Source organism: Aquimarina penaris, from assembly GCF_040786285.1.
GTDB lineage: Bacteria > Bacteroidota > Bacteroidia > Flavobacteriales > Flavobacteriaceae > Aquimarina.
This window is the reverse complement of the sequence record NZ_JBFMKQ010000002.1, coordinates 83,856-98,670: the sequence shown is the minus strand read 5'-3', so window position 1 is coordinate 98,670 and position 14,815 is coordinate 83,856. Positions and strand designations below refer to the sequence as shown.

At 34.9% G+C, this 14,815-nt stretch carries 13 protein-coding genes and 1 riboswitch; of the genes, 2 read left to right on the top strand and 11 right to left on the bottom strand.

Annotated features, from left to right (window positions below; genetic code table 11):
* Positions 1-43: 43 nt before the first annotated feature.
* From ABW637_RS10085 to ABW637_RS10065, 5 genes are all read right to left on the bottom strand, one after another.
* Positions 44-454 carry a response regulator gene (locus ABW637_RS10085; protein ID WP_367584561.1) on the bottom strand — a complete coding sequence of 137 codons (411 nt, stop codon included), beginning with the start codon at positions 452-454 and terminating at the stop codon, positions 44-46.
* Positions 441-2,363 (bottom strand): PAS domain-containing protein, encoded by a 1,923-nt coding sequence (locus ABW637_RS10080; RefSeq protein ID WP_367584560.1) that lies wholly within the window; start codon positions 2,361-2,363, stop codon positions 441-443. The genes ABW637_RS10085 and ABW637_RS10080 overlap by 14 nt, the downstream gene beginning before the upstream one ends.
* Positions 2,364-2,609: 246 nt before the next feature.
* Complete coding sequence (locus ABW637_RS10075; RefSeq protein WP_367584559.1) at positions 2,610-3,356, bottom strand: head GIN domain-containing protein; 747 nt, start codon at positions 3,354-3,356, stop codon at positions 2,610-2,612.
* Positions 3,353-4,450 (bottom strand): acyloxyacyl hydrolase, encoded by a 1,098-nt coding sequence (locus ABW637_RS10070; protein WP_367584558.1) that lies wholly within the window; start codon positions 4,448-4,450, stop codon positions 3,353-3,355. The genes ABW637_RS10075 and ABW637_RS10070 overlap by 4 nt, the downstream gene beginning before the upstream one ends.
* Positions 4,451-4,634: 184 nt before the next feature.
* On the bottom strand, positions 4,635-5,609 hold the full coding sequence (locus tag ABW637_RS10065) for a leucine-rich repeat domain-containing protein (RefSeq protein ID WP_367584557.1): 975 nt from the start codon (positions 5,607-5,609) through the stop codon (positions 4,635-4,637).
* Between the two features lie 342 nt (positions 5,610-5,951).
* On the opposite strand from ABW637_RS10065, the gene ABW637_RS10060 reads away from it, so the two are divergent.
* On the top strand, positions 5,952-6,629 hold the full coding sequence (locus tag ABW637_RS10060) for a haloacid dehalogenase type II (RefSeq protein WP_367584556.1): 678 nt from the start codon (positions 5,952-5,954) through the stop codon (positions 6,627-6,629).
* A gap of 27 nt (positions 6,630-6,656) precedes the next feature.
* Here ABW637_RS10060 and metF read toward each other — a convergent pair whose 3' ends face one another.
* The 3 genes from metF to ABW637_RS10045 all read right to left on the bottom strand — a co-directional run bounded on the left by metF (position 6,657) and on the right by ABW637_RS10045 (position 11,749).
* Positions 6,657-7,610 (bottom strand): methylenetetrahydrofolate reductase [NAD(P)H], encoded by a 954-nt coding sequence (gene metF / locus ABW637_RS10055; RefSeq protein ID WP_367584555.1) that lies wholly within the window; start codon positions 7,608-7,610, stop codon positions 6,657-6,659.
* A gap of 443 nt (positions 7,611-8,053) precedes the next feature.
* On the bottom strand, positions 8,054-10,744 hold the full coding sequence (gene metH, locus ABW637_RS10050) for a methionine synthase (RefSeq protein WP_367584554.1): 2,691 nt from the start codon (positions 10,742-10,744) through the stop codon (positions 8,054-8,056).
* A gap of 3 nt (positions 10,745-10,747) precedes the next feature.
* Positions 10,748-11,749 carry a homocysteine S-methyltransferase family protein gene (locus ABW637_RS10045; RefSeq protein WP_367584553.1) on the bottom strand — a complete coding sequence of 334 codons (1,002 nt, stop codon included), beginning with the start codon at positions 11,747-11,749 and terminating at the stop codon, positions 10,748-10,750.
* Positions 11,750-11,885: 136 nt separating this feature from the next.
* Positions 11,886-12,013, bottom strand: a riboswitch (SAM riboswitch).
* A gap of 292 nt (positions 12,014-12,305) precedes the next feature.
* Between ABW637_RS10045 and ABW637_RS10040 the strand changes: the two genes are divergently transcribed.
* Positions 12,306-12,734, top strand: coding sequence for a cytochrome c oxidase assembly factor Coa1 family protein (locus ABW637_RS10040; RefSeq protein ID WP_367584552.1), 429 nt, complete (start codon positions 12,306-12,308; stop codon positions 12,732-12,734).
* Between the two features lie 5 nt (positions 12,735-12,739).
* On the opposite strand, the gene ABW637_RS10035 is transcribed toward ABW637_RS10040, so the two are convergent.
* The 3 genes from ABW637_RS10035 to ABW637_RS10025 all read right to left on the bottom strand — a co-directional run bounded on the left by ABW637_RS10035 (position 12,740) and on the right by ABW637_RS10025 (position 14,783).
* Complete coding sequence (locus tag ABW637_RS10035) at positions 12,740-13,060, bottom strand: 2Fe-2S iron-sulfur cluster-binding protein (protein ID WP_367584551.1); 321 nt, start codon at positions 13,058-13,060, stop codon at positions 12,740-12,742.
* Positions 13,061-13,165: 105 nt separating this feature from the next.
* A complete protein-coding gene (locus tag ABW637_RS10030) occupies positions 13,166-14,221 on the bottom strand; it encodes an NAD(P)/FAD-dependent oxidoreductase (RefSeq protein WP_367584550.1) in 1,056 nt (351 codons plus the stop codon).
* Positions 14,208-14,783: a precorrin-2 dehydrogenase/sirohydrochlorin ferrochelatase family protein gene (locus ABW637_RS10025; RefSeq protein ID WP_367585288.1), complete on the bottom strand. Its 576-nt coding sequence runs from the start codon at positions 14,781-14,783 to the stop codon at positions 14,208-14,210. The genes ABW637_RS10030 and ABW637_RS10025 overlap by 14 nt, the downstream gene beginning before the upstream one ends.
* Positions 14,784-14,815 lie beyond the last annotated feature (32 nt).

Sequence of the window (14,815 nt, the reverse complement as noted above, 5' to 3'; positions counted from 1 at the left end):
ACGTCGATGAATCTAAAAAGACATAATTTTGGACACCATAATATCATTGTTGGTTTGCATGCTCAATATCTTTTAAAATTTCTTTGAGTTTTTTAACAGAAATAGGTTTCACAATATAATCACTAACACTTTTAAAGGATTTAGCACGTAGAATATCTTCTGGATCAACAGATGAAGAAACTACATAAATAATAATTTTCTTTTTACAGGGGATCTCGATAAACTCCTCAAGAAATTGAATACCATCAAGTATTGGCATATTTAGATCTAGTAAAATGACATCTGGCAACTTTTCATTTGCCGAGATAATAGCTTTTAAATTGTTTAGCGCTTCTTGTCCATTACCAAAAACCATAAAACCGTTGCAAAAACCGACAAGATCCATTATTTTCTTAATCCCAAATACAAAAATTGGGTCATCATCAATTATACAGGCAATATCAATCTTTTTCATATTTCAAATATATTTTAAAAGTAGTTCCCTTATTAACTTCACTTTGCGTTTCAATCCTACCTCCCATTGCTTCGACTTGGTTTTTTGTAATAAAGAGCCCTATACCTCTTGCATCTTTGTTATGATGAAAAGTTTTGTACATCCCAAAAAGTTTGGAGCCATGTTTTCGTAAATCAATTCCTAATCCGTTGTCTGCAATCTTAAGAACGACATAATCTCCTTCCAAATCAGCGCTTAAAGAAACATAGCTATCCCTTTCTTTAGAGCTGTATTTAATCCCATTGGTAATAAAATTTAATAAGATACTGTCCAAATATGCCGGAATACTTAAAACATAAACATCAGACTTCACCAAATTATTAATTATGACTTCTTTTTCGATAGCAATGGCTGAGACACTTTCTAAAGTTTTATGTATTGCATCTCTCAGATTCAACCTTCCCAAATTATCATCAACCAATGTATTAATTAAGACAACTTCATTTAAATGAACAATTGTTTCTGTTAGATTTTCTGAGGCTGTCTTAAATAGTTTTATAATTTCGTTATTTTTAATTTCCGGATTTTCCCCAATAAACAAATCTAATAGCATCTCAAAATTTCCAGAATGCGACTTTAAATTATGAGAAACAATATGAGCAAAATTTCTAAGTCTTTTATTTTGATCCTCTGCAACGGCAAGTAGTGATTTTAATTCTTCTTCCTGTTTTATTTTTGTAATATCAGACATGTGAATAATAATTCCACCTACTTTATTTTCGTCTGTAAGCCAGGGACAAAATTCCCATGATAGCCATTGCACTGAACCATCGGCTTTCTTAACACGCTCTTCTCTATTTTTAATTACCTTTCCTTTTAAGCATTCATGGTGACTGACCTTCCACTTATTCGCTATTTCTGGTAACACTTCATAATGAGATTTACCTACAATTCTTTTGTTTTTAATATCAAATACACCAAACCACTCCTGAGAGGCTGCCAGGTATCTCATATCCCCATCAAACATTGCTATAGCAGTGGGAGCTTGTTGTATAAACAATCTATTTCGCTCGTAAGCTTTCTTCTTGTCATTGATTTCTTGGTGAGATCCAACCATCCATTCTGGATTACCTTCTTCATCCCAGCTAACCACTTTTCCTTTATCTAAAACCCATATATAACTACCATTTTTATGCACCATTCTAGCCTCACATTCATACACTGATGTTTTTTTAGCAAAATGATCTTGAAGCAATTTATTTGATTTCACTAGGTCCTTAGAAACCGTATAAGCCATCCAAGTCTTTATTGAAACAGGCTCCAACTCTTCTAATGTATAACCAATAATCTCGGCCCAGCGTTCATTAAAAATTGTTTCTCCGGTTTTTACATTCCATTGCCAAGTCCCTAAATCTGTGCTGTCTATTACTTGCTTGAAAAAAGCAGACTGCAACCTAAGCTCTTCCTCTTTTTCCTTAATTTCGGTAATATCCGTATGGGCCCCTAGCATCCTTATAGGTTTACCATAATCATCTCTTATAATAACACCTCTACAACGAATCCAAACCGTGTGCCCTAATTTATGCTTGTACCTTACAATTTGATCATAAGGATAAGAAGGATCCTTAGAATGTTTAGCAAAATTTGCATATACATATTTTAAATCTTCTTGGTTAATAATATGCTGCCAGGCAGAAGACTTATGAGGCATTTTATCTGGATTATACCCTAAAGTAGTCCAAAACCTGGAGTTCATCCATTCATTTTCTGGTTGATTTAGATCCCAAAACCACAACCCGTCTAAAGCTGCCTCTTGCAAAAAATCGAATAATGCGCTATCTTCTTTTATCAGAGCATATAATTCTTTTTTTAAATAATTTTCGTTTTCCTCTGCGACTGAGTTTTCTTTTTTGTTCTGATCATTTTTCATACATCATTCTTAACGTTACAATTGGGACATACACACTTGACGAGAGGTATTTAAATTTATGAATAATCACAAACATTCAGAGCACATAAAGCCTCAATATATTTATGGTTATACCATTTAAGTGAAGTAAATCGAATAAAAAACGGGGTTAGATGGCTAGCTATAAAGATGATTCACAACAGAAAAGAATAACTTCTACATTCGGAATGAATATATAAGTACATATTATAAAAGATTGTACGTTTTTTACAAGAAAATCAATTCCCCGGTAAAAAATTGCTCTACTTCTATAATTGCTGGCCTGTTTATAGAAATCACATCACCTGTACTTCTAATTTCACCGGTAATTGATTGTTGGGGGTTTACTATAATTTTATTTGTTCCTCGGTGAAAAATCTTTACATTATCGGCTACTAAATTGGCCCCTTCAAATCTTCCGGTGCCAGAGGCAAAATTAACATTCAATGTTCCCGTAGCACCTTCAATAAAGAAAGAAGCAATATTATTTCCTACTACAGTAATAGAATTAGTATTTACTTCAAGGTTGAAAATCCCATTGGTATTGCCTCCTGTTTCATTGAAATCTTCAGATAAAATACTTAATGATGGGTAATTTAATATGCCATCAGATGATATATCAAATTGTGTTGCACTACGTATTTCTGTAATATTTGGTGCGCTAACAAAAATTTTAGTTTGATTAAAATCCCTAAAAAAAGCACAATCATTAGCATCACTTAATACCAATTGCTCATCTATAACTACTACTGACACTTCATTTATAAGATTGTCTCCTGTTTCAATAATTACTGAAGTTGTTTCTCCTTCTTTTAGAATCAACTCCACATTTGGATTTACTAAAATTTGAGTAAAATCTGAAACTTCGATTTCCTTTCTAATGATATTACCTGTTCTTTGAAAACAATCCGAAGCATCTTCAGAATTACATCCAAGAATTAAAATCGGTATTAGTATGTAGTATAGTTTTTTCATAATCTATATCCTATCGAAAACTCCATAGCTTCTGCTTTCGCCGCATGAGATCGCACCGTAAAAGCTCCAAATATATTCTTGGTAAAATAGTATTGTACCCCAGCTCTAAGATACGTCTGTCCTTCAAAATCATAGGGATAATATACATAATACCCAAACTGAGTTAAGACCGAGATTCTATTAACTCGCAATTCATGACCCAGATACATTCCTACTCGTTTTGCATCTTCATCTCCGGTGACCCCATCATTAAAACCACCCGACGCCCTAAAATCAATAAAACGCTCTAATGCTTTCGAAAAAAACAACTCTCCACCTAACTGAATCGCACTCTTTTTATTTAATCTTTTATCAATAAATCCTCCTAGAGTATAAAACGGAAATCTTCCCGATCCAACAACATCACTTTCGTTAACACCACTTCTAAGAATAAATCCATACCCAAAAGGCTCTCCCCCTTTAGCCAACCCTTTTTCTTTATCTATGCGTTCTGGAATATCTTGATCCATTGTGTATGTTATTCCGGCATTTAAAAACAACGTGTTTGTACTTTTATTAGGAGCTTTAGAGTTTCCGTTAGAATAATGCACTATCCCTAAACCAGCTTGCAATCCCAATCCCTTAATAATATTTTCTTTTTTAAAATTTAGTAATGCATAGGATCCACTTACTAAATGAGTACCATATGCTATATTTCTAAAATTATCATCTTCATCATAAGGAGTAGTATTATAGGATCCTCCTTGGCCAATTCTTAACATTAAAAGGCGATTAAAAAAATAAAAATTATAATGTACAAAGAGTCCGTAATGCTCTCCTAAGAATTGATTATTAAGATTCTGATATAAAAAAGACACCCCATAATCAGGACTATTATATAGTCGTTGCCATTCTTCTTTTCCAAAGGTTTTTTTCTGAAAAGATAGAATCACACCAAACGGGTGACCTGTAATTAAATGAGCTATATCGGGGTTATGTTTTAAGATCGTACCATTATAATGATTGACATCCAAAGTATAATATGACTTACTTTCATCCTGAGAGTAAGCGCTGTAGGAAATAATAAATAACGTGAGGCAAATCCGTTTTAACATCCGGCAAAAGTATGATAGACCTTCGAAGTTTCCAAACACTAATGGATTTGGTTTTATTTTGACAGGTTTTTTTCCAATAAAGTCATACTAAATCGAATCCCTTGGTGATGAAAACCTATACTAATTAAAGGGCCAAAAAGTTATATAACTTTTTAGCCCCCTTCTTTATATTGAGGTAATCTGATTATCTATTATCGAATGGTGTACAATCACCAGAATAACTGGCCCTAGCATCTTTTTTCCATTTACTTAAATAAAAAGCCGTAGGATCATCTACTTCTATACAGGCAAGACGAGGATTGTTTTCTAACTCGGATCGTACTAGTCTAGCGTTGGATCCATTCTTTATATTTAGGGTGGTGAGTTGATTTTTGCTACATTTAAGATAGCGTAAAACATTATTTTTTCTTACATCCAACCTAGTAAGCCTATTATTATCGCAATATAATCCGCGTAAGGCTGTATTTTTACTTACATCTAGCACCGTAAGTTGATTGTCATCACAATGAAAACTTCCTAAGGCAGTATTTTTGCTTACATCTAAAGTAGTAAGTTGATTGTTAGAACAAGACAGTACACCCAATGCTGTATTTTTATGTACATCTAACGTAGTTAGTGGATTATTAGAACAAATCAGGTAGGTCAAGCCTGTGTTTTTATGCAGATTTAATGTCCTGATATTATTCATAGAGCAATTGAGGTGTTTTAAACGTGTATTTTCGCTTACATCCAATGCGGTGAGTTGATTGTTATGGCAATAAAAATACTTCAATACTGCATTTTTACTTACATTAAGCGTAGTAATTTGATTATTATAACAATCCAGATAGGTTAAATTCGTAAAATATTGGATTCCCGAAAGGTTAGAAATGTTTTTTCTTTGTAGGTAAAGATGTGTCACGTTTCTGGCTTCTTCTAAAGTAATTTCCCCATTATCATCTTCATCTATTTTTGGGTCATGCTCCAGAAGCGCTTTTTTAAAATTAGGGTCGGGAAATACAATATTACCATTAATAATTCCTGCTATTGCCCTAGTTTTTTCGCTTATTTGCCCATCTATTCCAATTGCAGTTTCTTGAGTTAGGATATCATCATCACTGGAGCATGAAATAACGATGGCACCGATAAACAGAGTAACAAATAGTTTTAAATTTTTCATGAGTTTAATTTTTCAGATTTTAGAATGTTTTCTTACTGCAGTAGTCGAAGTGCAAAATCCACTTTATATGATATAAAAAACACCCTGTAAACAGTGAATTTGATAAAAAAGAGTGAAGTTTCTGTTCAGTTTCTTTTTAAAAAATTCTTCCTGCTACATTTTAAGGCAACAGAGTTTTGTTAAAAATGAATACTTAGGAGCAATGTTGTGGTTCTTCATATTTTAGAAAACAAGGTTTCTTAAAACTGTCAACTAAAGACCATTTTAACCCATATTAACTTTTTACATCCCTTAAGATGACATATCTTTAAAACACTGATAATCAAATCAAACTTCACAAAAATGACCTCTTATACTCTGGCATTTGATATCTACGGAACCTTAATTGACACCTCTGGCGTATTAGATTCTCTTAAAAAAATGATCGGCGATAGAGCCCGCTTATTTATAAACATTTGGCGAAACAAACAATTAGAATACTCATTTAGGCGGGGGTTAATGGATGCATATGTCGATTTTTCATTGTGCACAAAAGAAGCTTTAGAGTATACTTGTTTAAACCTAGATATCAAATTAACCCAAGATCAGAAAAGCAGTTTACTGCACGAATATAAAAGACTCCCTGCATTTCCCGATGTATTAGAAGGCATAGAAAGATTGAAGCACACAAAGCATAAAGTGTATGCTTTTTCTAACGGAAGTTATCAAGCTATTAAAGAACTATTACATAATGCAAATATTGAGTATTTTTTTGATGGGATTGTAAGTGTAGAAGATATCAAGATGTTTAAACCTAGTCCTTTGGTCTATCAACATTTTAACACTAAAACAAATTCAACAAAAGATACCGCATGGCTTATCTCCAGCAATCCCTTTGATGTTATAGGAGCAATATCTTATGGTATGAAATCTGCATGGGTTCAACGTTCTTCAACCTCAATTTTTGATCCTTGGGGCATTGATCCAACAGAAACCATTAATTCTATCACAGAATTACAACATATTTTAGAAAAATACTAGCCCCCATGCTGCATAAAAACATTAAGATTAGAAAACTTCGGCAGCTATCCTTTTAATATTATCAGATTTTCCCATAGAATAATAATGTAAAACCGGCACACCATACTCCATTAACTCTTTAGACTGCTGGATAGCAAATTCAACACCTACTTCTCTAACTTCTTTATTTGTCTTACACTTCTCTACAGCTCTCACCAATTCATCAGGCATATCCAGTTTAAATACTTGAGGTAATAACTGCAAATGTCTTTTTACAGCAACTGGCTTAATACCAGGAATTATTGGCACATTGATTCCGGCTGCCTTAGCTTTTTCTACAAAGTCAAAATATTTTTTATTATCAAAAAACATTTGAGTTACCACATAATCAGCGCCAGCATCAACCTTATGTTTAAGCCATCGGATATCAGAATCCATTGACGGAGCTTCCATATGTTTTTCTGGATAGCCTGCGACCCCTACACAAAAATCTGATCGATTATCACTTTCTATCACTTCATGAAGAAATTGCCCTTTATTCATATTCACAATTTGCCCAACCAACTCATTAGCATAGCAATGTCCTCCCTTGGTGGCATTAAAATACTTTTCTTCTTTCATAGCATCACCACGTAGTGCCATGATATTATCTATCCCAAGATAGTGGCAATCTACTAGCAAGTATTCGGTTTCTTCTTTAGTAAATCCTCCACACAGTACATGGGGTATGGTATCGACATTATACTTATGCTTAATAGAAGCACAAATACCTACAGTACCCGGACGCATACGGGTCAATTTTTTATCCAACAACCCATCTTTATCAATATAAATAAACTCTTCTCTAGATGTAGTTACATCTATAAAAGGCGGGTTAAACTCCATTAAAGGATCAATATTATCATATAATTCCTGGATACTTCTTCCTTTTTGTGGTGGTATTAATTCAAAAGAGAATAAGGTTTTTCCTTTTGCGTGTTTTATGTGATCTGTTACTTTCATTAACTATTTATTTCTGTCGTTTCCGTATTATCGGAAATCTATTCTTTAATTTTTTAGATATGTTGGGCGTTCGGGCGGGCTTTCTGCTCTATCTTTTCTATAACCGTCGCCCTTCGACTACGCTCGGGGCTCTCAGTTTTAGAAAAGGATGCCGCTTCAATCCCTAACGCATTTATTTTTTCATCAGACCTCACAGATCCTGAAAAACCCTGAGCTTTCTTTCAATCATGCATTCCTTCCGACCGATCACGTGTTCCTTCCAACCGATCATGCATTCCTTCCGACCGATCACGCGTTCCTTCCAACCGATCATGCATTCCTTCCGACCGATCATGCATTCCTTCCGACCGATCATGCACTCCTTCCCACTAATCATGCGTTCCTTCCGACCGATCATGTGTCCTTCATTATTTGTGCCTGCAAGCAGACACTGTATCGTATCATTAGTCTTGTAGATTAGGATTCAACCATTTTTTCGCATCTTCGAAATCTATATTTTTTCTTTCCGCAAAATCTTTCACTTGATCTTCTTTAATTTTTCCTAATCCGAAATATCGTGCTTCTGGGTTTCCAAAGTAATATCCTGATACCGATGCTGCTGGCCACATCGCCAAACTCTCTGTCAATTCTACTCCAATATTTTCTTTTACCTTTAGTATTTCCCAAATCGTTAGTTTTTCAAGGTGATCGGGGCATGCAGGATATCCAGGTGCAGGTCGAATTCCTTTATATTCTTCTTTAATCAACTCTTCATTAGTTAGGTGCTCTTCACTTGCATATCCCCAATCGTCTTTACGCACTTTTTTGTGTAAATACTCTGCAAAGGCTTCGGCTAAACGATCTGCCAGTGCTTTAATCATAATCGAATTATAATCATCATGATCAGCTTCAAAGGCTTCTGCAAGCTCTTTGGTCCCAAAACCAGTGGTCACACAAAAACACCCCATATAATCTTGCACACCACTTTCTTTTGGTGCTACAAAATCAGACAATGCAAAATTGGGTTTATTAGCGTGTTTTTTTAATTGCTGACGTAATGTTCTAAATGAATACTCTCCATTTTTAGTACTCACCTCAATATCATCATCATGTACCGTATTAGCTTCAAATAGGCCATAAATAGCCTTCGCGCCTAATAATTTTTCATCAAATATTCGTTGTAATAATTCTTGCGCATCTTTAAACAAGGAAGTGGCTTGCTCTCCAACCACTTCATCGGTTAAAATAGCCGGGTATTTACCATGCAAATCCCAGGACCTGAAAAACGGTGTCCAATCAATAAAAGATTCTAATTTTCTTACATCAAAATCTTCAATAACCTTTATACCCAGTGTATTTGGTTTTTTAATCTCTGAAGTTTGCCAATCAATCGAATATTTATTCTTCCTCGCTTCATCTATGGTAAGGTATTCTTTCTGCTTTGTTCTTTTCAGAAAACCTTGCCTGAACTTCTCATAATCCTCTTTAAGATCTCCTACATATTTTTGGTTACTTCTCTTATTCAGCAAATCTCCCACTACAGTAACTGCCCGTGAAGCATCATTAACATGAACTACTGCATTTTTGTATTGAGGATCAATTTTGACTGCAGTATGAGCTTTAGAGGTTGTTGCCCCACCAATAAGTAGCGGAACTTTAAAATTTCTACGTTCCATCTCCTTTGCCAGATACACCATCTCATCCAAAGAAGGAGTAATCAATCCACTCAATCCTATAACATCTACCTGTTCATCAATTGCAGTTTGGATGATCTTTTCGGGGGGTACCATTACTCCCATATCAACAATTTCGTAATTGTTACATCCCAAAACTACCGATACAATATTTTTACCAATATCATGAACATCTCCTTTTACAGTAGCCATAAGTACTTTACCTGCTGATCCATTTCCTTGAGCCAATTGGGGATTTTTCTTTTTCTCTTCTTCAATATAGGGTAATAAATGAGCCACCGCTTTTTTCATTACACGTGCAGACTTAACCACTTGTGGCAAGAACATTTTACCAGATCCAAACAGATCCCCTACCACATTCATACCCGTCATTAGGTTTCCTTCTATCACTTCGATAGGTTTGTCTGCTTTTTGTCGCGCTTCTTCTACATCTTCTACAATATATTGATCGATCCCTTTTACAAGAGCTCTGGTTATTCTATTCTGTAATGGCTCTTCTCTCCAGGAAAGATCTACAGTTTTCTCTTTACTTGTTCCTACCACTGTTTCTGCAAAATCCAATAATCTTTCGGTAGCATCATCTCTACGATCCAGGATCACATCTTCTACATGTTCTAATAAATCTTTAGGAATATCGTCATACACCTCTAGCATTGCAGGGTTAACAATTCCCATATTCATACCTGCTTTAATTGCATGGTATAAAAAGACAGAATGCATGGCTTCACGCACTGTATTATTTCCTCTAAAAGAAAATGATACATTACTTACCCCGCCACTTACACTACAATGTGGAAGATGCTCACGAACCCACCGTGTAGCTTCTATAAAATCGATGGCATTTTTTCGATGTTCCTCCATTCCTGTAGCCACCGGAAAAATATTAAGATCAAAGATGATATCTTCTGGAGGAAATTTAACTTTATGAACTAAAACATCATACGATCTTTTGGCGATTTCTAATCGTCTTTCATAATTATCGGCTTGCCCTACTTCATCAAATGCCATTACGATAACCGCGGCACCATATCTTTTAATCGCTTTTGCATGTGCAATAAATTCTTCTTCGCCTTCTTTAAGACTAATTGAGTTTACTACACATTTTCCTTGTACAACCTGTAATCCTGCTTCGATGATTTCCCACTTAGAGCTATCGATCATAATAGGCACTCTGGCAATATCTGGCTCTGCCATAATGAGATTCAAGAATCTAACCATAGCCTCTTTACCATCAATCAAACCGTCATCCATATTAATATCGATAACTTGTGCTCCTCCCTCTACTTGATGTCTTGCTATATCTAAAGCTTCGTCAAATTTTTCTTCTTTTACCAGGCGTAAAAACTTACGTGATCCAGCAACATTCGTTCGCTCTCCTACATTGATGAAATTCGTTTCGGCAGAAACGATCATTGGTTCAAGACCAGAGAGTTTAAGGTATTTTCTTTTTTCTTTGTTCATATATTATACTGAAACTCCTACAACTCGTGGTTTATAATTCTTAGCTAACTCTGCAATAGCATTGATATGTTCTGGAGTTGTTCCACAACAACCTCCAATGATATTCACTAAGTTTTTATCCATATATTCTTTGATTTGCTCTGCCATTTGCTCTGGGGTTTCATCATACTCTCCAAATGCATTAGGCAATCCTGCATTAGGATGCGCTGATACTCCAAAATTTGCTTTCTGAGCTAATATTTCTAAATGCGGTGTTAATTGATTTGCTCCTAATGCGCAATTAAACCCTATGGATAACATTGGGATATGAGAAACTGATATCAAAAATGCTTCTGCGGTTTGACCAGAAAGAGTTCTTCCACTAGCATCTGTAATCGTACCACTTACCATAATCGGAATGTCTATATTTCTTTCATCTTTTACTTCTTCAATCGCAAAAAGTGCTGCTTTAGCATTAAGGGTATCAAAAATTGTCTCGACTAGTAAAATATCAGATCCTCCGTCGACTAATGCTTCTACTTGCTGCTTATATGCAATCCTTAATTCATCAAAAGTTACCGCTCTATATCCAGGATCATTAACATCGGGAGACATACTTGCTGTTCTATTTGTAGGACCAATAGATCCAGCCACAAATCTAGGTTTGTGAGGTTCTTTTGCCGTAATCTCGTCTGCCACTTCTTTAGCAATCTTAGCCGATTGATAATTTAGTTCATATACCAACTCCTCCATCTCATAATCAGCCATAGCTATAGTTGTTCCCGAAAATGTATTGGTTTCAACGATATCTGCACCTGCTTCAAAATACAACCGATGTACTTCTTTAATTGCTTCGGGTTGCGTAATACTCAACAAATCATTATTGCCTTGCACTGGGGTTGGCCAATCTTTAAATCGTTCTCCTCTAAAATCTTCTTCAGTAAACTTATGGCGCTGTAACATCGTACCCATAGCCCCATCAAGCACAAGAATTCTTTCTTCTAATATTTTCTGTATGTCTTTCATCTAACGATCTAATATTAATTACAGATTCCAACCTACGTTGGACTAACAAAAACCTTATTAATTCTATATTGAAATAAAGAATAATAAAATATGTATCAGGAAAATAATGGAAAAAATATAGCAAAGCTATGAGTCTTCGTTATCTAGTCCCAACGAATCAGGATAGAATGTAGCACCTTCTTTAAGACCCCGATAGTCATCGGGACACGAAAAGGGTTGCTAAGGTATCATAGGGTCTATTCCCTCCGCCTTTCTTGATAACATTATAAATAAATTTATGAACAACAACAGTACTAAGACTGCTAATTTGATTACAAAGTAATAGTATACCTGCTTCTTATGCAAATTAAATTTAAAAATAAGGCAAAATCTGTCGTTAATGCAAAATACAAGCATCTAAAGGCTTACATTATTGGATATTCACATTGAAGTGGTTTATTTTTTTTCAATTCGTTATAAAAATGTTCTTTTTTTATTATCGCTTATCCATACCTAATCTGCAACACATCTATTTGATCAACAGTTTATATCATATAATCAATACTTCAAAAACTATATGAACGAGACAATACTTAAAAAAAGCTGGTGGAAAACAAATTGGAAATGGTTACTTCCGGTTTCTGTAATACTTTGCTGTATCACCTTCTTCTTTTTAATGACAGGTAATGCAACTCTTAGATATGGATCGGTCTTGGCACAACCAGACCTCATAAATAATGCACATGAAAAGGCCAAAGTGAATGAAAAAGTTATTGAAAAATTAGGAGAACTATCACCTCATGATTTTTTTCGTTTATTAGAAGGAGAGGTCATGTATTCAAACAACGATAAAACCCTTGCTATAACCGTAGGAATCATAGGATCTAGAGGTAGGGGTAAATTAGATATTATTGCCCAGAGAAATAAGAAAACATGGGAATATCAGAAAATCACGGTTAGAATAAAAAAACCGAAAAAAGAAACTATAAAAATCTTCGAAAAATGATTTGATTATGACTCTGGAGCCAATTCAACCTCTAACCCATCCAATTCTGGAGTAATCGGAATCTGACATCCTAATCTACTATTATCTTCTACATAAAAAGCTTCGGCTAACATCAAATCTTCATCTTGACTCATTTCTGGTAATTCATGATCCGATAGCACATAACACTGACAAGAAGCACACATTGCCATACCACCGCAAGTACCTTCAACAGGTAGTTCGTAGGCTTTACATACTTCCATTAAGTTCATTGCCATATCTGTTGGCGCCTGTACTTCGTGCACTACATTTTCTCTATCCTTTATCTTTATAGTAACGTCTGACATAGTATTGTTATTTCTACAAATAAATATAATCAAAGGCCTCACAGATTGGATTACCAAAGTACATTTGGCACAAGCCTGTGAGGCCCAAAAACAAAATATTTTATTTTAAATTATAGCTTTTACAACTTCTTTTTTAGCTTCTTTTTTTGTACCATCAAATCCTTCAACACCACCAACGGTAGTATATTTCATCATATATTTCTTATCTGGGTGAATTCTTTGATAAGCACTCTGACACATAATAGCCGCTTCATGAAAACCAGAAAGAATCAATTTTAGCTTTCCTTTATAGGTATTTACATCTCCGATCGCATATATACCAGGTATATTGGTTTGATAATCATATGAGTTATCAACTTTGATGGCATTTTTCTCAATTTCTAATCCCCAATCTCCGATAGGACCTAATTTTGGAGACAAACCAAATAAAGGAATAAAATAATCGGTATCTACATGAATATCACCTTGGGTTTTGTGTTTGATACCTACACCCGTAACGTGATCATCTCCTTTTAGTTCTTTAACCTCTGCTTCGGTAATCAGAATTACTTTTCCTAATTTAGTTAATTCGGCAACCCTCTCTACAGAATCTAATGCTCCACGAAACTCATTTCTTCTATGCACCAAAGTTACTTCGCTTGCCACATCGGCTAAGAAAATTGTCCAGTCTAGTGCAGAATCTCCTCCTCCTGCTATTACAACACGCTTATCTCTATACACCTCTGGATCACGAATAATATATGCTACCCCTTTATCTTCGAAATCAATTATATTAGGAATGGGTGGTTTACGTGGTTCAAAAGAACCCAATCCACCAGCAATTGCTACTACAGGAGCATTATGTTGGGTACCTTTATTGGTTGTTACTAAAAACGTATCATCTTCTAATTTCTCGATAGTTTCTGCTCGCTCACCTAAAGTAAATCCTGGATTAAAAGGCTTAATTTGTTCCATTAGGTTATCTACTAACTGACCAGCCATAATCTCCGGAAATCCTGGAATGTCATATATTGGCTTTTTAGGATAAATCTCTGAACACTGACCTCCTGGTTGCGGTAAGGCATCAATAAGATGCGTTTTTAACTTTAGTAACCCTGCTTCAAAAACAGTGAATAACCCTGTTGGTCCTGCTCCAATTATTAAAATATCAGTCTTTATCATTTGCTGCTTCTTTTTTCCCTATTAATCCTTTGGTAAATTCATTAAGTGTTTCCACTTTTTCTTCGAAATCACCTTTTATTGTTTTTCTATACTCGTTTAAATTTTTGACCAAATCATCAATATTTTCAGGAATTACTTCTTCAAAAAATTGACGTAATCGTTTGGCTGTTGTAGGTGACTTTCCGTTAGTCGAAATAGCCACTTTCACATTACCTTTGGTCACAATACCTCCCATATAAAAATCGCAATATGGCGGATTGTCTGCTACATTAACCAATTTACTTCGTTTCCTACAGTCTTTATATACTTGAATATTAACTTCGGGAACATCTGTGGTAGCGATCACAATATGTTTTCTTTTGAGAAAACGTCTGTGATATTTTTTATGTATCATTTCTACTCCAAACTTCTGTGCCAATTTCACTGTACCTTCTCTAAACATTGGGGATACTATGGTTACTTTGGCATCTGGACTGGATTTTAATAAGAACGTTAGTTTTTCTTCGGCTACATTTCCTCCCCCTACAATTAGGATTTCGAGGTTTTTAACCTTCAAAAAAATTGGATATAAATTATTTCTGTCTTCACCCTCGG

What these genes read in the sequence shown, in the direction of transcription:
- ABW637_RS10085 (WP_367584561.1), bottom strand. Translation starts at nt 454, where the DNA reads ATGAAAAAGATTGATATTGCCTGTATAATTGATGATGACCCAATTTTT.
- ABW637_RS10080 (WP_367584560.1), bottom strand. Translation starts at nt 2,363, where the DNA reads ATGAAAAATGATCAGAACAAAAAAGAAAACTCAGTCGCAGAGGAAAAC.
- ABW637_RS10075 (WP_367584559.1), bottom strand. Translation starts at nt 3,356, where the DNA reads ATGAAAAAACTATACTACATACTAATACCGATTTTAATTCTTGGATGT.
- ABW637_RS10070 (WP_367584558.1), bottom strand. Translation starts at nt 4,450, where the DNA reads ATGTTAAAACGGATTTGCCTCACGTTATTTATTATTTCCTACAGCGCT.
- ABW637_RS10065 (WP_367584557.1), bottom strand. Translation starts at nt 5,609, where the DNA reads ATGAAAAATTTAAAACTATTTGTTACTCTGTTTATCGGTGCCATCGTT.
- ABW637_RS10060 (WP_367584556.1), top strand. Translation starts at nt 5,952, where the DNA reads ATGACCTCTTATACTCTGGCATTTGATATCTACGGAACCTTAATTGAC.
- metF (WP_367584555.1), bottom strand. Translation starts at nt 7,610, where the DNA reads ATGAAAGTAACAGATCACATAAAACACGCAAAAGGAAAAACCTTATTC.
- metH (WP_367584554.1), bottom strand. Translation starts at nt 10,744, where the DNA reads ATGAACAAAGAAAAAAGAAAATACCTTAAACTCTCTGGTCTTGAACCA.
- ABW637_RS10045 (WP_367584553.1), bottom strand. Translation starts at nt 11,749, where the DNA reads ATGAAAGACATACAGAAAATATTAGAAGAAAGAATTCTTGTGCTTGAT.
- ABW637_RS10040 (WP_367584552.1), top strand. Translation starts at nt 12,306, where the DNA reads ATGAACGAGACAATACTTAAAAAAAGCTGGTGGAAAACAAATTGGAAA.
- ABW637_RS10035 (WP_367584551.1), bottom strand. Translation starts at nt 13,060, where the DNA reads ATGTCAGACGTTACTATAAAGATAAAGGATAGAGAAAATGTAGTGCAC.
- ABW637_RS10030 (WP_367584550.1), bottom strand. Translation starts at nt 14,221, where the DNA reads ATGATAAAGACTGATATTTTAATAATTGGAGCAGGACCAACAGGGTTA.